The sequence below is a fragment of the Citrobacter sp. R-1.5.2 genome, assembly GCF_035064245.1.
Taxonomy (GTDB): Bacteria; Pseudomonadota; Gammaproteobacteria; order Enterobacterales; family Enterobacteriaceae; genus Citrobacter.
The window spans coordinates 550656-571595 of the sequence record NZ_JASEYC010000001.1 but is presented as its reverse complement, the minus strand read 5'-3'; the positions used below and the strand labels follow the sequence as shown (position 1 = coordinate 571595).

General features: G+C 49.8%; 18 protein-coding genes and 1 pseudogene. 13 read left to right on the top strand and 6 right to left on the bottom strand.

Going from position 1 to position 20940, the window contains the following annotated elements; all coding sequences use genetic code 11:
• Window positions 1-17 precede the first annotated feature (17 nt).
• The gene (gene punC / locus QMN38_RS02765; RefSeq protein WP_271454405.1) at window positions 18-1223 is read left to right on the top strand and encodes a purine nucleoside transporter PunC; all 1206 of its coding nucleotides are present in this window, start codon (window positions 18-20) and stop codon (window positions 1221-1223) included.
• Between the two features lie 290 nt (window positions 1224-1513).
• Window positions 1514-2662 (top strand): cyclopropane fatty acyl phospholipid synthase, encoded by a 1149-nt coding sequence (gene cfa / locus QMN38_RS02760; RefSeq protein WP_271450041.1) that lies wholly within the window; start codon window positions 1514-1516, stop codon window positions 2660-2662.
• Window positions 2663-2703: 41 nt separating this feature from the next.
• Here cfa and QMN38_RS02755 read toward each other — a convergent pair whose 3' ends face one another.
• Entirely contained in the window at window positions 2704-3351 is a 648-nt protein-coding gene (locus QMN38_RS02755) for a riboflavin synthase subunit alpha (protein ID WP_202038734.1), read from the bottom strand.
• Window positions 3352-3568: 217 nt separating this feature from the next.
• Here QMN38_RS02755 and mdtK point away from each other — a divergent pair, with 217 nt between their 5' ends.
• Window positions 3569-4942, top strand: a complete 1374-nt coding sequence (mdtK, locus tag QMN38_RS02750) for an MdtK family multidrug efflux MATE transporter (RefSeq protein WP_271456418.1) — start codon at window positions 3569-3571, stop codon at window positions 4940-4942.
• 19 nt (window positions 4943-4961) lie between these two features.
• On the opposite strand, the gene QMN38_RS02745 is transcribed toward mdtK, so the two are convergent.
• Complete coding sequence (locus QMN38_RS02745) at window positions 4962-5660, bottom strand: RluA family pseudouridine synthase (RefSeq protein ID WP_323604437.1); 699 nt, start codon at window positions 5658-5660, stop codon at window positions 4962-4964.
• Between the two features lie 181 nt (window positions 5661-5841).
• Between QMN38_RS02745 and QMN38_RS02740 the strand changes: the two genes are divergently transcribed.
• Complete coding sequence (locus QMN38_RS02740) at window positions 5842-6951, top strand: AI-2E family transporter (RefSeq protein ID WP_271440582.1); 1110 nt, start codon at window positions 5842-5844, stop codon at window positions 6949-6951.
• Between the two features lie 116 nt (window positions 6952-7067).
• Entirely contained in the window at window positions 7068-8852 is a 1785-nt protein-coding gene (locus QMN38_RS02735; RefSeq protein ID WP_323604436.1) for a diguanylate cyclase, read from the top strand.
• Between the two features lie 62 nt (window positions 8853-8914).
• On the opposite strand, the gene QMN38_RS02730 is transcribed toward QMN38_RS02735, so the two are convergent.
• Complete coding sequence (locus QMN38_RS02730; protein ID WP_323604435.1) at window positions 8915-10312, bottom strand: hypothetical protein; 1398 nt, start codon at window positions 10310-10312, stop codon at window positions 8915-8917.
• A gap of 310 nt (window positions 10313-10622) precedes the next feature.
• On the opposite strand from QMN38_RS02730, the gene trpS reads away from it, so the two are divergent.
• From trpS to QMN38_RS02695, 7 genes and pseudogenes are all read left to right on the top strand, one after another.
• On the top strand, window positions 10623-11627 hold the full coding sequence (gene trpS / locus QMN38_RS02725) for a tryptophan--tRNA ligase (RefSeq protein WP_323604434.1): 1005 nt from the start codon (window positions 10623-10625) through the stop codon (window positions 11625-11627).
• 267 nt (window positions 11628-11894) lie between these two features.
• Window positions 11895-12380 carry a Csu type fimbrial protein gene (locus QMN38_RS02720; protein ID WP_323604433.1) on the top strand — a complete coding sequence of 162 codons (486 nt, stop codon included), beginning with the start codon at window positions 11895-11897 and terminating at the stop codon, window positions 12378-12380.
• Between the two features lie 22 nt (window positions 12381-12402).
• Window positions 12403-13119 carry a fimbrial biogenesis chaperone gene (locus tag QMN38_RS02715; RefSeq protein WP_323604432.1) on the top strand — a complete coding sequence of 239 codons (717 nt, stop codon included), beginning with the start codon at window positions 12403-12405 and terminating at the stop codon, window positions 13117-13119.
• 151 nt (window positions 13120-13270) lie between these two features.
• The gene (locus tag QMN38_RS02710) at window positions 13271-15427 is read left to right on the top strand and encodes a fimbria/pilus outer membrane usher protein (protein WP_323604431.1); all 2157 of its coding nucleotides are present in this window, start codon (window positions 13271-13273) and stop codon (window positions 15425-15427) included.
• Entirely contained in the window at window positions 15418-16365 is a 948-nt protein-coding gene (locus tag QMN38_RS02705; RefSeq protein WP_323604430.1) for a Csu type fimbrial protein, read from the top strand. The genes QMN38_RS02710 and QMN38_RS02705 overlap by 10 nt, the downstream gene beginning before the upstream one ends.
• Window positions 16366-16412: 47 nt before the next feature.
• A pseudogene (locus tag QMN38_RS02700) lies at window positions 16413-16601 on the top strand (deoxygluconate dehydrogenase); the annotation flags it as partial.
• Window positions 16602-16719: 118 nt separating this feature from the next.
• Window positions 16720-17202, top strand: a complete 483-nt coding sequence (locus QMN38_RS02695; RefSeq protein WP_323604429.1) for a glutathione peroxidase — start codon at window positions 16720-16722, stop codon at window positions 17200-17202.
• A gap of 245 nt (window positions 17203-17447) precedes the next feature.
• Here QMN38_RS02695 and QMN38_RS02690 read toward each other — a convergent pair whose 3' ends face one another.
• From QMN38_RS02690 to QMN38_RS02680, 3 genes are all read right to left on the bottom strand, one after another.
• Window positions 17448-17954: a YrhA family protein gene (locus QMN38_RS02690; protein WP_271450030.1), complete on the bottom strand. Its 507-nt coding sequence runs from the start codon at window positions 17952-17954 to the stop codon at window positions 17448-17450.
• Window positions 17955-17961: 7 nt separating this feature from the next.
• Window positions 17962-19110: an HNH endonuclease signature motif containing protein gene (locus tag QMN38_RS02685; RefSeq protein WP_323604428.1), complete on the bottom strand. Its 1149-nt coding sequence runs from the start codon at window positions 19108-19110 to the stop codon at window positions 17962-17964.
• A 260-nt stretch (window positions 19111-19370) separates the two neighbouring features.
• On the bottom strand, window positions 19371-19790 hold the full coding sequence (locus QMN38_RS02680) for a rhodanese-like domain-containing protein (protein ID WP_323604427.1): 420 nt from the start codon (window positions 19788-19790) through the stop codon (window positions 19371-19373).
• Between the two features lie 82 nt (window positions 19791-19872).
• On the opposite strand from QMN38_RS02680, the gene ftrA reads away from it, so the two are divergent.
• Window positions 19873-20862 carry a transcriptional regulator FtrA gene (gene ftrA, locus QMN38_RS02675; protein ID WP_323604426.1) on the top strand — a complete coding sequence of 330 codons (990 nt, stop codon included), beginning with the start codon at window positions 19873-19875 and terminating at the stop codon, window positions 20860-20862.
• Window positions 20863-20940 lie beyond the last annotated feature (78 nt).

Here is a 20940-nt window from a genome sequence, read left to right as displayed (position 1 = left end):
TAAAAAGAGAAACGATAATGCAACCAGGAAAAGGGTTTTTAGTCTGGCTGGCAGGTCTTAGCGTGCTAGGTTTTCTGGCAACGGATATGTATTTGCCCGCCTTTGCTGCTATTCAGTCCGATTTACAGACACCCGCTTCTGCCGTGAGTGCCAGCCTTAGTTTGTTCTTAGCGGGTTTTGCCGTTGCACAACTTTTGTGGGGGCCACTCTCCGACCACTATGGTCGTAAACCGATTTTGATGCTGGGCTTATCCATCTTCGCGCTGGGCAGCCTGGGTATGTTGTGGGTAGAAAACGCCACTGGATTACTGGTGCTGCGCTTTATTCAGGCCGTTGGTGTCTGTGCGGCTTCGGTTATCTGGCAGGCGCTGGTTACCGATTATTATCCTTCACAAAAAGTAAACCGCATCTTTGCCACCATTATGCCGCTGGTCGGATTGTCTCCTGCACTTGCACCGTTATTGGGCAGTTGGATCCTGGTACATTTTTCCTGGCAGGCCATTTTTGCCACCCTTTTTGCGATTACCCTGATCCTGATGTTGCCGGCCCTGCGCTTAAAACCAACGGCAAAAGCGCGCGATGATAGCCAGGATAAACTGACGTTCGCGACGTTGCTGCGCTCCAAAACATACCGTGGAAATGTACTGATTTACGCAGCATGTTCCGCGAGCTTCTTCGCATGGCTGACGGGTTCACCGTTTATCCTTAGTGAAATGGGCTATAGCCCGGCGGTGATTGGTCTGAGCTATGTCCCGCAAACTATTGCATTTTTGATCGGTGGTTACGGCTGCCGTGCGGCACTGCAAAAATGGCAGGGTCGCCAGCTTCTGCCGTGGTTACTTATCCTGTATGCCATTAGCGTTATCGCCACCTGGGCTACTGGCTTTATTCATCACGTTGCGTTGGCTGAAATCCTGATCCCATTCTGCGTGATGGCCATTGCAAACGGGGCAATCTACCCTATCGTTGTCGCCCAGGCGCTGCGTCCATTCCCTCAGGCTACAGGGCGTGCCGCTGCGCTGCAGAACACGCTGCAACTGGGGCTATGCTTCCTGGCAAGCCTGGTCGTTTCGTGGCTAATCAGCACGCCGCTGCTCACCACCACCAGCGTTATGCTGACGACAGTGCTGCTGGCCGCGCTAGGCTACAAAATGCAGTCACAGACTGACAACACATCCTTGCCGGATGAGAGCGCGCAAATTGCCCACGGTGAGTCACATTAATCATTGTTGCGGGCATTTAGTTAGCCCGCTAACAATTATCGGTTGAATAGCCAAAAATTCAGGCCTATACTGATTTTCGGTTGTTAATAAAACGATAAGATTTATAGAGTAACGGGAACAAGCAGGTTCCCGTTTTTCCATGGATGGCCTTTTCGGCAAGGGTTCCTCCCTTCCTCTGTTCTACGTCGGATTATAGATTCGCGGATTAATTCCGTGAGATTTCTCACAAAGCCCAAAAAAGCGTCTACGCTGTTTTAAGGTTCTGATCACCGACCAGTGATGGAGAAGCTATGAGTTCATCATGTATAGAAGACGTCAGCGTACCGGATGATGACTGGTACCGAATCACCAATGAGTTATTGAGCCGTGCAGGCATTACCATTAATGGCCCGGCACCGGCAGATATTCGCGTTAAAAACCCCGACTTTTTCAAACGCGTGTTGCAGGAAGGATCGTTGGGTTTAGGTGAAAGTTATATGGACGGCTGGTGGGAATGTGATCGGCTGGATATGTTTTTTAGCAAAGTCCTGCGTGCAGGTCTTGAAAGCCAACTCCCCCGCCACTTCAGAGATACGCTACGTATCGCAACGGCCCGTCTGTTTAATTTACAAACCAAAAAACGTGCCTGGGTCGTTGGCAAAGAACACTACGATCTTGGCAACGATCTCTTTACCCGCATGCTTGATCCCTACATGCAATATTCCTGCGCCTACTGGAAAGATGCCGATACCCTGGAATCTGCCCAGCAGGCGAAGCTAAAAATGATTGCCGAGAAATTGCAATTGAAGCCTGGTATGCGCGTACTCGATATTGGCTGCGGCTGGGGAGGCTTGTCCCAGTTCATGGCGTCACAATACGGGGTGAGCGTGACTGGCGTGACGATTTCAGCAGAACAGCAAAAAATGGCGCAGACGCGCTGTGAAGGGCTGGATGTCACGATTTTGCTGCAGGACTACCGCGACCTGAATGACCGGTTCGACCGTATCGTTTCCGTTGGTATGTTTGAGCATGTGGGACCGAAAAACTACAACACCTATTTTGACGTTGTTGACCGCAATTTAAAGCAAGACGGTCTTTTTTTGCTGCATACCATCGGTTCTAGAAAAACTGACAATAATGTTGATCCGTGGATCAATAAATACATCTTCCCGAACGGCTGTTTACCGTCAGTTCGCCAGATTGCTAACGCCAGCGAGCCACATTTCGTGATGGAAGACTGGCATAACTTTGGTGCGGATTACGATACCACTCTGATGGCCTGGCATGAGCGTTTCATGACCGCCTGGCCAGAAATTGCCGACAACTATAGTGAGCGTTTTAAACGGATGTTCAGTTATTACCTGAATGCGTGTGCTGGCGCATTTCGCGCGCGCGACATTCAGCTGTGGCAGGTTGTGTTCTCTCGTGGCGTTGAACACGGGCTCCGCGTTCCCCGTTAGACAGCATCGCCCCCGAACTCGCGGGGGCTTTTTATTCCGACTTAAACGCCCGCTTCGCCAGTAACGTTACTTATAGCGCTTTCACGCGCGGCCAGTACACGTTCAACCGTATCAACAACGGCCTGTGTTTGCGGGTCAATTTCGATATTGACTCGTGCACCCAGTTTTTTCTTGCCCAGCGTCGTACGTTCCAGAGTTTCCGGAATCAAATGCACGCAAAAACGTGTCGGTGTTACCTCACCTACCGTCAGGCTAATACCGTCAATACCGATAAATCCTTTGTACAGGATGTATTTCATCAGCGACGGATCCTGAACTTTAAACCACACCTGACGATTATTTTCAGAGGTCAGAATTTTAGATACTTCAGCGGTAGTCATAATATGGCCCGACATCAGATGTCCGCCAATCTCATCGCTGAATTTTGCCGCACGTTCAACGTTGACCAGATCCCCGACTTTCAGGTCCCCCAGATTGGTGATTCGCAGCGTCTCTTTCATCAGATCGAAGCTTATCTGGTTACCGTTAATTTCGGTCACCGTCAGACAACAACCGTTGTGTGCCACCGATGCGCCGGTCTCCAGCCCATCCAACATGTATTCAGGTAACTCCACTACATGTGTGCGAAAATTCGGTTTTTCATCAATCGACACCAGTTTCGCGGTGCCCTGCACAATACCCGTAAACATACCTGTAACTCCTGAACTCAATTAAGACATCTCTGCTGTGCACAATAGCAGGTGGAAAATCAGGTTGCCAGCAATGCGCCACTCCCACCTATTTTTTCACTGGAGAAATACGGATTCCTCGCTACAATAGACTGAAATTTCCCCTGCATTTTCTCCTTGCTGCCATATAAGGCGGCTTTTTTAGTCTCTCAAATAACAACAATATAGTGGTGTACACGTGCAAAAGTATGTAAGTGAAGCGCGTCAGTTATTAGCTCTGGCAATTCCGGTGATTCTTGCGCAAATCGCTCAAACCGCAATGGGGTTCGTCGATACCGTGATGGCCGGCGGATACAGCGCGACGGACATGGCTGCCGTTGCTATTGGTACGTCCATCTGGCTACCCGCAATTTTGTTTGGCCACGGCCTGTTGCTGGCGCTGACGCCAGTGATTGCGCAACTTAACGGTTCCGGGCGCCGCGATCGTATTGCTCATCAAATACGCCAGGGTTTCTGGCTGGCGGGGATGGTATCCGTTCTGATTATGATTGTGCTTTGGAATGCGGGTCACATTATCCGCTCGATGCATAACATTGATCCTGCACTGGCCGACAAAGCCGTTGGTTATCTGCGTGCGCTACTCTGGGGTGCGCCCGGATATTTATTCTTCCAGGTTGCCCGTAACCAGTGCGAAGGTCTGGCCAAGACCAAACCGGCAATGGTAATGGGTTTTCTCGGCCTGCTGGTGAACATTCCGGTTAACTATGTTTTCATCTATGGTCATTTAGGTATGCCAGAACTGGGCGGCGTAGGCTGTGGTGTGGCAACGGCGGCGGTATATTGGGTGATGTTTGCCGCCATGCTTTCTTACGTAAAACGCGCCCGATCAATGCGCGACATCCGTAATGTCAGTGGCTTCCAGAAACCTGACACCGTAGTGATGAAACGCCTGGTGCAGCTGGGTTTGCCCATTGCGCTGGCATTATTTTTTGAAGTCACGCTGTTTGCCGTGGTGGCGCTGTTGGTCTCCCCACTGGGGATTGTCGACGTCGCCGGACACCAAATCGCGCTGAACTTCAGCTCACTCATGTTTGTCTTGCCGATGTCTTTGGCTGCTGCCGTCACCATTCGTGTGGGATACCGCCTGGGTCAGGGATCAACCCTGGATGCACAGACCGCTGCCAGAACAGGTTTAGGTGTCGGCGTATGTATGGCGATGATGACCGCCATTTTCACCGTCACATTGCGCGAGCACATCGCCCTGCTCTACAACAATAATCCTGAAGTTGTCACACTGGCTGCACAGCTGATGTTACTGGCTGCCGTGTACCAGATTTCGGACTCAATTCAGGTTATTGGCAGCGGGATCCTGCGTGGTTATAAAGATACGCGTTCCATTTTCTTTATCACCTTCACGGCGTACTGGGTGCTGGGTTTGCCAAGTGGATATATTCTTGCGCTCACCGATCTGGTCGTCGACCGCATGGGGCCAGCGGGCTTCTGGATGGGCTTTATTATTGGCCTGACCTCTGCCGCGGTATTGATGATGCTGCGGATGCGTTTTCTGCAACGCCAGCCGTCAGCCGTCATTCTGCAACGTGCAGCAAGATAACACCGTAATAGCCGCCGGGTTAAAATGGGCTGGCATGGCAGATATTGATTTGTTCTTTGCTGATGGGATGCACCAGGCGCAATTCGCTGGCGTGTAACATCAGCCGTGACGTCTGCTCCGTGCCAGGCCACTCGCGGCCACCATAAAGATCACAGCCCCAGATCGGATGACCCAAATGCTGACAGTGAAGACGTAGCTGATGGGTTCGTCCGGTCTCCGGCATCAGTTGCACCCGCGTCAGGGGCAGTGACCTTCCATCCTTCAGTCGTTGATTGAAGCGCTCAATCACCCGAAAACGGGAACGCGCAGGCTTACCGCTAATTGCACTAATCGACATCAACGGAAACAGTGCAGGATCTTTGGCAATGGCAGCATCGATCACACCTTCATCCTGTTTAAGGTGTCCACATAACAATGCGCTGTACACCTTAGTCACCGAGCGTTGGCTGAACTGCTGACAGAGCGCAGCATTGATTGCTTTATTGCGTGCAACGACCATCAGACCTGAAGTACCGAAATCAAGCCGGTGCACCAGCGTGCAGCCCGGGTATATCTGTACCAGGCGATAGTGCACTGAGTCGAGATTTTGCGGATTTTTCCCCGACAGACTCAGTAACCTACTGGGTTTATTGATAAGCAGCAGATGTTCATCCTGGTAAAGGATCTCTATTTCATCATGGCACGGCGGAGCAACAAAGGAGTCGAGAATCGTAGACATCAGACAACCAGACTAAAAAGTGGGGGTGGATCATAACGAATTTTCAACCGGCTGGCGAATCAAGCCAGCCCTGCGTCACATTACCTATCAACAACCTGGTTACATCGTTCAACATCCACAGTTGGTAATTCTGCTGAACAGTTCTATAGTCGAGACTGCTTCTCAGTTACAGGATTCACTAATGCGATTTAACGGACTGACCAAAGGTTTCTTCATTTTCATTCTTGCCCTCGTGACCTGGGCGTTTTTCGACGTGTTGTCCCCCTACTTCTCCGCAATCTTGTGGGCTGCAATTCTGACGACTATCTTTAACCCGGTGAAAAACAAACTGCGCAGTGCGCTTGGCGAACGTAACGGTCTGGCATCGTTAATCACTATCGGGATTATCTGTTTGATTGTTTTTATTCCTCTGATGGTGATCCTGTCATCGTTGGCAATCGAACTGAATGTGGTTTACACCAAGTTGCAGCAAAACAATACACAGTTTCCGGAAGTGGTCAGTTCTATTCTTTCTTATCTTCCTGACTGGGCCAGAGGGTTCCTCGCAGAACACAATCTGGATGATGTTGCGCAGATCCAGAAAAAACTCTCCGACATTGCGCTGCAGGGCGGGCAGTACCTCGCAGGCAGTGCTTTCCTGATTGGTAAAGGAACCTTTGGCTTCGCCATCAGCTTTGGCATCATGCTGTACCTGCTGTTTTTCCTGCTGAAAGATGGACCGTATCTGGTGCGTCAGATTCTGGATTCCTTACCGCTGTCCGATTTTGCCAAGCAGCACTTGTTTGCCAAATTCGTGGGTGTCACACGGGCGACAGTCAAAGGCACGGCGGTTGTTGCTGTCGTACAGGGCACGCTTGGCGGCATTGCTTTTGCCATTGTCGACATCGACGGCAGCATTTTGTGGGGCGCACTAATGGCATTTCTCTCGCTGGTGCCCGCGGTTGGCTCGGCAATAGTCTGGGTCCCCGCCGCCATTTTCCTCTTCGCCACCCACCAGCTGTGGCAAGGGCTGTTTATTGTCGGATTTTTCGTCATTATTGTCGGACTGGTGGACAATATCCTGCGCCCGTTACTGGTAGGAAAAGACACCAAAATGCCGGACTACCTGATATTGATTACCACTCTCGGTGGGATGGAGATATACGGTATCAACGGTTTTGTGATTGGCCCGTTGATCGCCGCACTATTTTTGGCCAGTTGGAATCTGTTCTCCGGACGTGACCATGAAGGCAACGTAGAAGGTATCGATGAAGCGTTCATGGAAGAAGGAAAAACCCCTCCAGATTTATGATGGCATGACGATAACAAGGGGCGGCCTCGGGTCGCCTTTTGTTTTCACGCAAAATCATACGTTTCCTATAATTTCAATCATGCTTATTCATTAATCGTCGCAGAAGGAACGAAAAAGTGCGAATAGCCACAATCACCAACTGGGCTTACAGTGCGACGGTATGCCTGACCATTGCCTCCGGCGTTGTTATGCTGATGGCATCCGGAGCAGACAATACTGAACGTCAGGTGGTAGAGCAACGGTATAAATTTGATCAGCTAACCGAAGAGGTAGAGCTCGATGCCTGGTCATTGTCCGATTTAGCTCGCGAGTACGTGATCGCTAAAGATCCAGAGGCGCTGAACGCCTATCGTCAGAAGGCGTCGTCGCTAAAAGCGGTTGAGCTGCGGTTAACAAAATTAAAAGACGTCGGTGCGACAGGTGAAGAACTGGCGCTGCTGCATGAAGGATTACAAATTGTCGATGCACTACAGGAAGAGCAAGCAACGGCGCTCGCCAGTATGGCCCGCGGAGAAACGTCACAGGCTATCGCGCTGCTCTACGGCAAAGCCTATGAACAGGAGCTGGAACGGGCGCAGGTGCGGATAGATCATTTCCGGCAGTTGCTCGATAACCGTGTACGTAACAGCATTGACGATGCCACCAGGACATCCCGCATACTGCGTACGCTCTCTGAAGTTATGGTCGGATTAACCGCGCTGCTGTTTTTGTTTGTCCTCGGTTTTATTTTGAAACGCCGCGTACTGCGTCCGGTTGTGCGTCTCAGCGACGTAGTTCACCGCCTCGCCTCGCAGGATTACGCCGTAGAGACGCCTAACTTTAATCAGATTGATGAGATTGGCGACATGGCGCAAGCCATTCGCATTTTTCGCGAGAACGGCCTTGCACGGCAGCGACTGGAGAAAGAGCGGGATGCCGACTGGGCGATCCGCGAACTATTGGCTCGTATGACCCAGCGTTTACAGGGCTGCGAAAACTTTGCCGATGTTATCAATGTCGCACAGCTTTTTGCCCCGAACATTGCCCCAGGCGTTGCCGGGCGGCTCTACATTCTTGACCGGGAGGCCTGGCACATGCGCTGTGCCGCCGACTGGCTCTCTCCGCAAGGCAAAGCAGACTCTTTCCATCCGGATGAATGCTGGGCTGTGCGCCGTGGGCAAAGTCATCCTCCCGTGCAGGGCGAGCCGGATATCGCCTGCTACCACCTGCCTGAGTCCTGTCAGGATCATACCCTGTGCGTACCGTTGATCGCCCAGGGTGAAGCCATCGGCTTGCTCTCATTCCAGAATCTCAGCGACAATTCTGCCCCTTCCCGTGCTTATCTGGAGCTGCTGGCCGAGGCACTTGGACTGGCATTGGCCAACCAACGTCTGCGCGATGCACTACTGGAAAAAGCGCTTTATGACCCACTGACCGGTCTGCGCAATCGCCATCACCTTGAAGACACTCTGCGTACCCAGATGAGTCAGGCTGTCCACAACCAGGAACCGATCAGTTGCCTGATGATCGATATCGATCACTTCAAAAGCATCAACGACCGTTTTGGTCATGAGGCAGGTGATGGTGTGATAAAAAGTATCGCTGCAATTATTCAGCGCGTTGTTCACGACCACGGAATGGCCTTCCGCTACGGTGGTGAAGAGTTTCTGGTTCTGCTTGCCGGTATGGATGAAGAAGCGGCCAATCGCTTTGCGACGGACATTTACAACGGCGTACGCGAGTTGACGCTCAGCTTTGGCGTCTCTGATATCGGTCACGTTGATGTATCTATTGGTGTCGCCAGCTACCCGCAGCACGCCCAGAGCGATAACCTGTTACGTGCCGCGGATGTCGCGCTGTATCGTGCAAAAGAGCTGGGACGTTCGCGAATAGTGAGCTTTGGGATGCTGGAAGCGAGCTAAAAAGCGGTGCGTAAGTCCAGACGGGTACTTCCTGAAATATCTCACCCGAGGAAGTACCCCCATTAATGGGTATATTCATCGATAAGTGACTGGTGAGTTTTCTGGATTACATCCTGAATATAGGCAGTTGCCTGCTCACCTGGCACACCTGCAGAAGAGAATTTTATACAGGAGTCAAGACTGGCGTAACTGTCTTTTTTATACTGGCACCAAAGTTTCAAATTATTAGCACGTAAGCGTCTAAATTTAACTAACTGTATTCGGCCAGGCGGTGAAACTTTGTGTATGCTTCTTATTCTGCGCAGACCTGAAAGTGCCGTGTTTCTAATAAGTGCACGCTGGGCACAATATAGCATCTGGCTGGCGCTAAATTGAAGCGTTGCACTCGCCTGATTCCAGGCAGCAATGTCGATAAGGGGATTATTTCCGAACCAATAGTGATGATTAAGTTCATATAAATTTTGTAGTAAGCGGTGGCTATATTTAAACATTATCGCATAATGCTGTAATTTCTCGACGTGTTCATTCTCATGCCACCGTTCTGCCAGCGCAATCTGCTCAGCAAACTGGTGCTCCATAGCACTGGCATTCTTAATGTGCGGTGTAATAATCCAGGTGTATGCTTCTTGCTGAGCGCTCTCTGCACCCTTCATACTTGCGGCGATTTTATCGTAGACGTCGCGATTGCTTATCATCGTACGCAAAAAAGGATCGTTACTCCGTTTTTGATAAGGCGTTCCGTAGCCATAGGTTCCCGGCAGCAGACTACCAGCATCGACAAACGCATCCGTAACCACGGTTAATCGGCATTCTGGCAATAAAAAATCATTTGGCGAAACGGTCTGCGGATCACGTCCATCGGTAAACAGTTCCAGACCGAGTCTGGAAAAAAATGTAGCGACAAGCTCAGAACAAAATGCGCCCCGCGTTCCTTTATCAAAACGGCAGGACTCGATTGCTTGCGCAACATGTTTTGCCAGTAAATGTGGAAAATCTGGTAGCGTTATGGCCTCAAGAAGTCTTGGTACAGCAGAGTAGCTTTTATAAAAATCATTTTCTTGTAGGTCTTTCGAAGCCTGAATCATCCTGGAGAGATCAATGTTTTCGCATTCAGGATGGCGCAATAAAATCCATTCTCTCGGATTTTCGGGGATGCAAATAACCTTTTCTGCAGTGGGCTGCCCCCCGAGATACAGACGCATTGGCAATAAAAAAGTAAATCCAACACCCGATGTATCCGATTCGGCAAGATATAGACTTTCAATGCCTGAATCACCACCATGAATCCAGATAGCGGCATGAGAGTATGGTCCGCCGCTCGCTTTCACAATTAGTGAACTGAATGGACTGTTTCCACAAACTAACAAAACGTCACCTGGACGCAGCTTTTTCTCCCACAGCAATGGCCCACTACTTTGCAATGCTGCTAGATCGAGTTTCACAGGAACTTCTTTATGCATTGTACTTCCTTGCCGAAAGTTATCACCATGATTACAAAGGGATTTCCAAACATAACAATGGGTACCCTACCCGTAAAGCCAAAATGATGTTGCCACCCCGTCCGGGCAGAGCATTACTTTACCTCAGCGCCTGACAGTGATATGTTGATTTGATGAATATAAAACACGATTGCAACGGTTTTAATCACAAGCGTTGGTGGCTGCCTTCTTAAAGGCGGTCAGAATGTGTTTATCCATTTTTAAATAACCGCCGAAAGGCGGTTATTTGCATTTTGAGACCCCTTTCGGTTTTATACTTAAGGAGTCTTCTATGTACAACAAATCCATCATCCTGACCGGCGACCGCCCTACTGGGCCGCTGCATCTCGGCCACTATGTAGGTTCCCTGCGCCAACGCGCGATACTGCAACACGATTATCAGCAGTTTGTTCTGGTAGCAGACCTGCAAGGTCTGACCGATAACGGCAGTAATCCACAAAAGATCCAAAATAACATACCCGAAGTGTTGGCCGATTATCTCGCTGCAGGTATTGATCCCTCACTCACCACCCTTTGTTTACAATCGGCACTGCCTGCCCTTGCCGAACTCACCGCACTGTATATGAATATCGTTACCGTGGCTCGCGTCGAGCGCAACCCAACGGTCAAAAATGAAATTGCGCAAAAAGGTTTCGCCCGTTCGCTGCCGGTCGGTTTCCTGGTTTACCCGATCAGCCAGGCAGCAGATATTACGGCGTTCAAAGCCAGCCTTGTACCCGTCGGCGACGATCAGTTGCCGATGATCGAGCAAACTAATGAAATCGTGCACAAGATGAATAGCCTGTTACCGGCCCCCGTTTTGCATCATTGTAAAGCTATGTTAAGCGAAACCAGCCGTCTTCCGGGTATTGACGGCAACGCCAAGATGTCGAAATCACTTGGCAATACGCTGCTCCTGTCGGCAAGTGAAGAGACTATCCATCGCGCCGTCGGCGCAATGTACACAGATCCTAACCACCTAAAAGTGTCCGATCCGGGGCAAATTGAGGGCAATGTTGTGTTCACCTATCTGGATGCTTTTCATCCGGACAAGGCCAAAGTCGCAGAAATGAAAGCGCATTATCAGCAAGGAGGATTGGGTGATCGGGCATGTAAAAATGAGCTGGAGATGTGCCTGCAAGAACTCATCGCGCCAATGCGTGAGCGTCGGGCAACCTATATTCAGGATAAAGGTATGCTGATGGCGATGCTTAAAAAAGGAAGCGAGCGGGCCTACGACATCACGCAGCAAACGCTAAGAGAAGTAAAACAAGGATTGGGGCTGTCGGTATTTTAATCTGGATTGATGTCCCACCCGGCGGAAAATAACCGCCGGGAGGGATGACTCTTTTTAGGTATATTTTCCGTTATGTTTTTACCAACACTACACGATAACACTTGGCAGTGATTAAATTTCGCTCTGCTAAATGTAAATAGCGTTCCCAATTATTTACATGATCTGCACATAGCACAAATACATAATCAAAGAGAATGAGTAATCTCTATCCTTCCTCGCCTTTTCCACCCTTATAAAATCGATTATATAACCTTAGCGAGTTTTAAAATGATTAACCGTAAAGCCACTGCATTATCTCTGACTGCGATTAGCATTTTATTTTCATCCGTTGTTTTTGCTGATGATTCAGGCAGTGTTAGCGATCAGATGATGGTAAAACTGACCGTAGAAAAATCCTGCAAGGTCAGTGTGGATGATATGGATTTTGGTTCTCATGGCAGTAATGATGGGGCGGTTACCGCTTCAGCCAAAGCTTATGTCACCTGTACTAACGGCACCGGATATAGGCTCGGAACGGATAAAACGCATGATTTCGAAATGAGTTCTAACGACACCGCCGATACCACAAAAGTAGCCTACACCCTTTCGACCGACCATCCGGGTGGCACCTCCCTGGTGGATAATGGCATTTCAGGCATCGGTACCGGTGAACAGCAGGCACTGCCTATCTTCGGGAAAGTAACGGCAAATGCCCTGAAACAGGCCCCGGCCGGGGACTATACCGATACCGTAACCTTAACCGTAACGTATTGATTCATCCTTAAAGGTGCAGCATATGAAGCGATTTATTTTATGGGCAGGCATGAGCATTGTTGGCCTGGCCTGCACGGTGAATTCATACGCTGCCACCCTGCAGGTTTACCCCGTAACGCTGGCGTTCTGTGGAGATGAATCTGCTCAGGCCATATATGTACGTAATACCGGTAGTGCCACTATTGGGGCGCAGATCCGCGTTTATGCGTGGCATCAACAGAACAATAAAGATAACCTGACCGAGACCCAGGACGTAATGGTTAGCCCTCCCATGACCACGATCCCAGTTTCTCGTCAGCAATTGGTTCGGGTTATCTTAGCAACGCCAGACAGTGGTGATACCGAACAGGCCTACCGTATTATCGTTGATGAACTCCCCGGCGAAAATAATATGGCAGATAAAGATGGGGTACGCTTCCTGCTACGTTATTCCATTCCGGTTTTTGTGAACTGTAAAGAGACCCGCCCTGCCAGCAGCCAACTCGCTGTATCCATCGTTCGTACCGCCCAACCATTAATGTTGAAAATAAAAAACAATGGTAACCAGCATGTTAAATTAAGTGATGTATTTCTTGTTTCGGGTACTAAGAATATTGTCATGAACAAGGGATTACTTGGCTATGTATTACCGCATAGTGAAAAGGAATGGCCGTTACCGAATGGAATAACAACCGCGTCATCTTTATCACTTAATTTGAATGACAATGCTCAAAAGCAGAACATTAACATTACACCTTAAATCCATTATTTCTTGTTTAGTGGTCTGTACTTCTGTCCAGGCAGCAGAAAATGAAACTCTGTATCTGACTGCAACGATAAATGAGCAACCGGTTAGGGGGTTTATTAAGGCCAGGAACATCAATAACAAACTCTATATTGCTGGTCAGGATATGGATAAACTTAACCTGAAAGTGTCATCTCTGCCGGAGCAAAAAGGTTATTTTGATATCAGTTCACAGGATGGCCTCAATGTTACTTTCGACAACCTTAATCAAAGCCTGACCATTACCGCCAGTAAAAACTGGCTCGACAAAGAAAGCCATCTTTCCAGCAGCAATGGTTCGCGCCTTATCCGTACGTCCGAGTTGTCACCCGAAGTGCGGGGGCTCGCGTTAAATTACGATTTATTCGCCAGCAACGAAAACGGCGTACAAGAGACTTCAGCTTATAGCGAGTTTCGCACCTTTGGCGTTGGCCCTGGTTTTTTCTCCACATCCTTCAATACGCAAGAGTCGAGCAGCAGCAACGAAGCGCAAACGGGAACGCATCGCCTGATGAGCAACTGGAACTACGAAAACGTGGATAAACTGCTCACATTCAGGCTCGGGGATGGTTATACATCCGCACAATCATGGACGAATAGCGTCCGTTTTGGTGGCATTAGCCTTGCGCATAACTACAGTACTCAACCCAACTTTAACACCTCATCGCAGGATATTCTGACCGATAGCGTCGTGCTACCGTCCACCGTTGATCTGTACCTCAAAGGAATCAGAACCTCCTCACAGAAGGTTCAGCCCGGGCAATTTACGCTTAATACAGCACCGGTTTTTACTGGCAGCGAAGGCGCGCAAGTGGTAATTACCGATGTGAATGGTAAACAACGTGTGGTGGATTTGAATCTCTACGGCACCAATCAACTCCTTTCGGATGGGCTAACAACCTGGGGCATGAGCCTGGGCTGGGTACGGGAAGATTACACTTACCGTTCTTTTGGCTATGATCCTCAGTTGGTCGGCGTGGGCGACTGGCGTCACGGCCTGAACGACACCACCACCGTCGGCATGCATACCGAGCAGAGTGGTAGTCTGCATAATCAGGGGGTAGGTTGGGATTATTTGCTCTCTCCGTCGCTGGGTACACTTCATGCTAATGCAGCCGCCAGCCGTTATCAGGCGAACAGTGGTAACCAATGGGGTTCCGGCTGGCAGTGGAACAATCAGATTTTTAATTTCTCGCTCTCACACTCGCAGGCGAGTCGAGGGTTTCGCGACATTTCATCCATAGCGGATAACGACATTGCCACCCGTGAAGATTCTGCCTTTGCCAGCATATCGTTTGATAAGACGGGTACTTTCGGTGCTAGCTGGGTCAGCCAGACATTCCCCGAGTATGCGGAACGCTATCTGGGAATTTCTTGGTCAAAAAGTTTTGAAAATCAGGTCAATCTTTCATCCAGCATCACACAATCACTTGGCGACGAACACAACACCACCGTGTACGTCACATTCAGTATTCCGCTATTTCGTCATCAGGATTACCTCTCACTGCAGAATAATCATGATAAAGACGGAAATTCCGTGCAGGCCAACCTGTCGCACTCGCTGGAATCCAATAAACCGGGCTGGGGCTGGAATCTTTCTGCGCAACAAGGCAAGAATCAAAACATCCATGCCAGTCTCCAGCGCCGCAACACCTGGAGCGATCTGGCGTTAGGCTACAATCGCGATGAACAACACAATAACGACTACGGTTCAATGACCGGTGCCGTGGGTTTGTTTATGGGGCATTTCTACGCCACCCGCGAACTGGGTAGCGCTTTCGCCCTTGTCGATACGGCGAAGGTAGCCAATGTACCGGTTTATCTGGAGCATCGCCCGGTTGGTCATACGGATAATAATGGCATGCTGTTCCTGAATAACCTGAATCCCTATCAGGCAAACCATATCGATATCGACCCTCTCGGTCTCGATGAAGACTATCGCGCGCCCTACACCAATGAAATCCTGATCCCACAAACCGGACGCGGTGCCGTCGCCAGCTTTAACATTTATCGCACGCATGCCGTTCTGCTAACCGTCACGACACCCGATGGCAAATATGCGCCCTTCTCTGCAGAAGTTAGCGTACGGGATCGTCATGAACAGGCACCTGCTCTGGGCACTGCGCAATCCATTGTCGGCTATGAAGGTAAAATTTATCTGGAAGATCCCCCTGCTGGCGGAGCACTGCGCATTCAATGGGCATCTTCTTCTTGTTCGCTAAAACTGCCGACGCAATTTAGCGCCTCTCGCGCAGTGGAGAAAATAAACGCACTATGTCAGTAATTCGTTCACTCTGGTTTCTCATCCTTTTCGTGGTACTGATATTTACATTCAGTCCAGTCGCCGTAGCCGCTAATTGCTGGAACGGCAGCCCCGCAGGACTGGATTTTGGTACCGTAACCGCCGGACAAACTGGCACCACCGCAACCCGTCTTTCGTTTACCTGCAATAACTACGATGGTCAGGCCGAGTATGTCCGCGCCTGTCTGAAAGTAATGGCAAACGATCCGCTGGCGATGAGCCAGAACGAACCTGCAAGCACCCCGCTCTATTTTTCGGTCTATTCGATTTACGATCAGCGTTCGCCGCTGAGTCAGAATAACAACGTGTATGCGCAAATCGATTTTGCCTTGTCGGCAGGCGGGACGGCTGAACATGATATACCGCTTATCGGCAAGATAAATCCCGGTCAGACGAATGTCAGCGCCGGGATGTACTATGACTACGCCACGGCAATACAAATTGCCTACACCTCAGCCAGTTCATTACAAGCGCTCCCAGCCTGTGGCGCCCTGAATGGGACAACCATTACAGACCAGATTAGCGCCTCTGCTACGGTGAAAAATGGCTGTGAGGTGGTCAGCGTGGACGATATGGCATTCGGCAGCAAAAGCCCCGCTCAGGGCGATCTGCTTCACGCGACATCCACAGCGAATATTACCGTCCAGTGCCCAACCGGGACGGACTATTCCGTCAGCATCGGTCATGGTCTGCACCCCGAGGGGAACCAACGCGCACTGTGCCATAACGGTGAGTGCGTAAGCTATGCCCTGTATCAGGATGCTGCCCATTCTATAGCGTGGACGCCGGACAACCCGGAAAAGCAGTATTCCGGTGATGGGCAAGCGCAGAGCCTGGTGGTTTACGGTTCAGTCCCGCCGCAGAAATGGCCATCGGCAGGCGTGTATACTGACACGGTAGTGATTACGTTAACCTATTAACTCACAAGATGATCGCGACTAATGCGCCGTTCGGTGAGTTAGCGACATATCCAGCGGATGTGAGCTTACTTAGCGGGTTAGATGTATTTGTCGACGATCAATCCAAAATGGGCTAGCGTCTAATGAATGGGCGTACTGTCTGGGAAACGCTTCGTTTCGTGCTGACTCAACCGCGTAGTTGCCATATTAGTACCCTTTACTTTCAAGGACCCACTCGCGAAGATTTGGAGCATTAGGGACGGAATCTGACAGCACTAAACCGAGCGGACTCACCTCCGCTTCTCACTTGCCCCAGCAGCACCGTGCTGTATGGCTATGCCGATGTCTAACCGGTCCTGCTCTGAGGAGTTCGCTATGACCACCTTTTATCAACTGACAGCCACCAGCCTGCACGGCCAGCTTATCTCTATGGCTGACTATGCTGGCAAGCTGGTTCTGGTGGTAAATACCGCCAGCCATTGTGGCTTCACGCCACAATACGCAGGTCTGGAAGCGCTTTACAAAAAGTACGCAGCCCAGGGACTGATGGTCCTTGGCTTCCCCTGTAACCAGTTCGGTAAGCAGGAACCCGGCAACGCCGACGAAATCGCGCAGACCTGCCACGTCAACTACGGTGTAAGATTCCCGATGTTTGAAAAAGTGGAGGTTAACGGTGCCGCTACGCATCCGGTATTTCGTTATCTAAAAGATGAATTGCCCGGCATACTGGGGGGACGGATAAAATGGAACTTCACAAAATTCCTTATCGGTCGCGATGGCAAGCCGCTAAAGCGTTTTGCTCCGTTCACTACCCCAGAAAAAATGGAAACCGTCATCCTTGCCGCACTTGAAATCTAGGTATTCTTATCATTTGAACCGTCAGCCTGGTGCCAGAAGCGGACATTCCGTACTTTTGCGTATGTGGCCAAAATCGGTATGGCACTACAATACAGGCCGGCTGTTGGAACAACCATAAAAAAGAAATACCTTTCACAGTCTGCAACTCCTTTGTAGCAAAACGCTTTTCTGTACACTTCAATTATTTTTATAAAAACATCATTCATCCTTTTATTGACTGGCTAACTGTTTGTAGAATGTGACTATTATTTTACGGTATCGATAAGTGCTGACAGCAGATTACCAAAGGTAGAGTGTGACTCAATAACGTAATCTGTTGATGCTCTATCGCGGATCTGGAAACAGTCGTCTTTGGGGTTGAATACGAACACGGACATACCATCTTGACCAATCAGCACCTTATCGGTCAGGTTTGGGTCAATATAGATTTCGTCGGTGCGGGTATCAATGTTACGGATATAGATATTTGACCATAGTAGTTCGCCATTCTCCGCCTGCGTCATACCGTACAGAGTGAGTCCGTTGTACTCCAATCCGTCCATGATGTTGAACATATCAGCGTAATCCGGGCGATTTATTACTAAACGCTGAATATCTGCGTAAACACCGCGTTTCACCTCATCCCACTCCGCTGGCGCAGAATTGCACATTAAGTCCGTCATGGTGTCAGGCGCGATGGAGTTGGCTACCGGGTAATTATTGGAAACCATCAACGTATTGAGAATACCAATCATCTTATTTGTATCGTTCATAGCGTGCTTATTTCCCTACTGGGTAAATTACGCCATTCGGCGAAGGCCATACAACGTTAGTACTAGCGTTGTATGGGAGGTCTTTGGTGATTATCGCCTGTGTCTTTGATAGCGTTGAGTGATATGGCGAGTTTTGGATTAGTATCAGATTATCCAGGGAATTTGTGCCACTATCATCCAGGGGGATCTTGTGGTGAACTTGCCACCCGGACGGTACTTTACCATCAGCGAGACGCAGCAGATTGTTGGAATCAAACGTTGATAGTGCGTCAGGGTGATCGGAAAGCGATTTGAGGAAACTTGGGCGTACGGCGCTGTTAAAATCCCGCCGGAGCACGGCATATTCAGCGCGGTCGCGACGGACATAGTTCAGATTCGACACGTTCACATCGTCAAGCAGAACGTGTGCCTTTTTGTATTTGCCCAGATAGCTTGTCAATTCCTCTGCCGCCATTGGGTTACGTATAACCAGCAGCGAAGCCGCAGCTACCATCATCCCGGATGTAGTTTCGTTAAGAACGCCGTCATACCCCTTCATTGCATCGCCGCCCAACTGTTCGGCTGTCCGCCGGAATCCCTCAACATTGCCGTTGTAGATACCACCCGCAGCCAGAAGACGTCCGGCTGCTTTACTGTTAATCGTTTTACCCGCCTGGGCGCGTTGTATAGGGGCATCGGCATAGTGATGTTTAATGGTCGGAGGCGGCTTTCTTCCCTGATGCTCGTTGAGGCTATATTCGTAGATTTGACGCACTGCCTGCTGAAAACCCTCACTGTAGGTATCCATGAAGCAGTCATAAATCAGATTACTGTCATCATCGAAATAGAACGGATTGCGGAAGTGCTCCCATTTTTCGCTGGTGTCAACGCCAACCATCCCGCCGTGTTCCAGATTCCATTTCACCTCATCATAGAGTCCGTCGTATTCAGTAAGACGCTTGCGTTTGTAGGGTTGTGTCGCGTATCGGTGGTAAACCCCTCTCTGTCGCTTCGGGACGCTGTGAGGCAGAATGCGGTTGCACTGGTCGTATTCCAGGTAATCCAGTTCATAAAAGATGCCCGCCATATCCAGTGTATCTCGTGGCGACAGAATGAACTGAATATCGCCTGGAGCCAGTTCTCGCTCGGCATCCCACCTCATGTAAAGAGTGAACATTCCGTTTCTTCCTTATCCCATGTATTTTATAAGGACTCTCTCGTGAACGCGGCGAAAAATCAAATGGTTTGTTTTTTGTGGTTGAGCTATTTGGGAGTTGTCGGAGGGAGCGACCACCTCCTCTGCAGCACAATATTGCTGCTCAAAGCCGCCTGTCGATGTCTGGTACACAGTTACTGCATAACAGGCGGCTTCGTGCCATAAACTGGCGTCGGTCATATCCGGTTGCATTAATAAATTGTGCGAATCAGCCGAAAAATTCAACACCGCCGTAAACTGCCAACCGCGTTTTCTGCGAAGGCCAGTCCTTCATCTTCCCAGCCAGTGAGTCCACCAATCATTATCTTGACTGCCAGGCCAAGCTGAGCCAGTTTCAGTGCAGCTCTATCGGCTCCGTTGCAGTGTGGCCCGGCGCAATAGACGACAAACAGCGTATCATCAGGCCATTTACTCATCATGTCTGCGGTTATCATTTTGTGTGGTAGATGAATGGCGTTGGGAAGATGGCGACGAGCAAAAGATTCCTGGCTGCCAACGACATGCAACAGCACGAAGTCCACTTCTCCTGCATTCATGGCTGCGTTGACATCCGAACAGTCTGTTTCCACGCTAAGGCGGCGGGAAAAATGGCTGATAACTTCAGGGGCACTGGCGGCGGGGATCGCTGTTACTGAACTCATGGTATTTCTCTCTTGTTGTAGTGTGGTGTACTGTGTTACCTCTTATCTCACCAGATATCAGTTACCTCCACCGCTACCAACCATGACAGAAATCGCCAGGATTATGACAACAGATCCCCGCCCGCAGGTCGTCGTTCTGGCTTACGACGGGCTATGTACTTTTGAATTTGGCATTGCCGTAGAAATCTTTGGTCTGCCACGCCCTGAACTGAAAGAAAACTGGTATCGCTTTGCTGTCGCTTCCATTGATGATGGCGAATTGCGGGCAACGGGTGGAATAAGGGTGATGGTGGATGGTGGGTATGAGTTGCTTGAACAAGCGGATATGCTGGTAGTTCCTGGTTGGCGCGGAGTTCAAACTCCGGTACCTGAAGCGCTTTGTATTGCTCTTTGCCAGGCTCACCAGCGCGGTTGTCGTATCATGTCTATCTGTTCAGGCGTGTTTGTCCTTGCCGCCGCAGGTCTGTTAAACGGACGAAAGGCGACAACACACTGGCGATATACTGACGAGTTACAGCAGCGTTATCCGGAAATAGAAGTGGTCAATGATGTGCTGTACATCGGTGATGACAATTTGATGACATCAGCTGGCAGTGCTGCTGGTATCGACCTTTGTCTTCACGTAGTGCGCAGCGACTACGGCCTTGAAATTGCCAATAATGTGGCACGCCGGCTGGTGATCCAACTTCATCGTGATGGTGATCAGTCTCAGCAGATAGCACATCCTGTCGCTCGTGCTCAGGAAAGCCGCCGTCTGGGTTTATTATTTGACTGGCTGCATACACATATCGCCGAGCCTCATACCTTAGAAACCATAGCGAATCGTGCAAGTATGAGTCCACGCACCTTACAGCGCCGTTTTCTGGAAGCTACAGGGCTAACTCCTACTCAGTGGTTGCTTGAAGAGCGGCTTAAACGTGTGCAACTAGCATTAAGAAGTAGCAGTCTAAGCATTGAACACATTGCAGAACAAAACGGATTTGGTAGCGCAGGCACGCTACGGCATCACTTTCAGAAACGATTTACTATCAGTCCGCAAGTCTGGCGCAGGCAATTCAGGTCAAGCCCTTAATGAACTGAGTTTGAGATCCTGCGATATTTCTTGCACTTCTGCCTGGTGAGTGATGTCCGCCCTACATCAATTGAAAGA

What these genes read in the sequence shown, in the direction of transcription:
- punC (WP_271454405.1), top strand. Translation starts at nt 18, where the DNA reads ATGCAACCAGGAAAAGGGTTTTTAGTCTGGCTGGCAGGTCTTAGCGTG.
- cfa (WP_271450041.1), top strand. Translation starts at nt 1,514, where the DNA reads ATGAGTTCATCATGTATAGAAGACGTCAGCGTACCGGATGATGACTGG.
- QMN38_RS02755 (WP_202038734.1), bottom strand. Translation starts at nt 3,351, where the DNA reads ATGTTTACGGGTATTGTGCAGGGCACCGCGAAACTGGTGTCGATTGAT.
- QMN38_RS02745 (WP_323604437.1), bottom strand. Translation starts at nt 5,660, where the DNA reads ATGTCTACGATTCTCGACTCCTTTGTTGCTCCGCCGTGCCATGATGAA.
- QMN38_RS02740 (WP_271440582.1), top strand. Translation starts at nt 5,842, where the DNA reads ATGCGATTTAACGGACTGACCAAAGGTTTCTTCATTTTCATTCTTGCC.
- QMN38_RS02730 (WP_323604435.1), bottom strand. Translation starts at nt 10,312, where the DNA reads ATGCATAAAGAAGTTCCTGTGAAACTCGATCTAGCAGCATTGCAAAGT.
- trpS (WP_323604434.1), top strand. Translation starts at nt 10,623, where the DNA reads ATGTACAACAAATCCATCATCCTGACCGGCGACCGCCCTACTGGGCCG.
- QMN38_RS02720 (WP_323604433.1), top strand. Translation starts at nt 11,895, where the DNA reads ATGATTAACCGTAAAGCCACTGCATTATCTCTGACTGCGATTAGCATT.
- QMN38_RS02715 (WP_323604432.1), top strand. Translation starts at nt 12,403, where the DNA reads ATGAAGCGATTTATTTTATGGGCAGGCATGAGCATTGTTGGCCTGGCC.
- QMN38_RS02710 (WP_323604431.1), top strand. Translation starts at nt 13,271, where the DNA reads ATGGATAAACTTAACCTGAAAGTGTCATCTCTGCCGGAGCAAAAAGGT.
- QMN38_RS02705 (WP_323604430.1), top strand. Translation starts at nt 15,418, where the DNA reads ATGTCAGTAATTCGTTCACTCTGGTTTCTCATCCTTTTCGTGGTACTG.
- QMN38_RS02695 (WP_323604429.1), top strand. Translation starts at nt 16,720, where the DNA reads ATGACCACCTTTTATCAACTGACAGCCACCAGCCTGCACGGCCAGCTT.
- QMN38_RS02690 (WP_271450030.1), bottom strand. Translation starts at nt 17,954, where the DNA reads ATGAACGATACAAATAAGATGATTGGTATTCTCAATACGTTGATGGTT.
- QMN38_RS02685 (WP_323604428.1), bottom strand. Translation starts at nt 19,110, where the DNA reads ATGTTCACTCTTTACATGAGGTGGGATGCCGAGCGAGAACTGGCTCCA.
- QMN38_RS02680 (WP_323604427.1), bottom strand. Translation starts at nt 19,790, where the DNA reads ATGAGTTCAGTAACAGCGATCCCCGCCGCCAGTGCCCCTGAAGTTATC.
- ftrA (WP_323604426.1), top strand. Translation starts at nt 19,873, where the DNA reads ATGACAGAAATCGCCAGGATTATGACAACAGATCCCCGCCCGCAGGTC.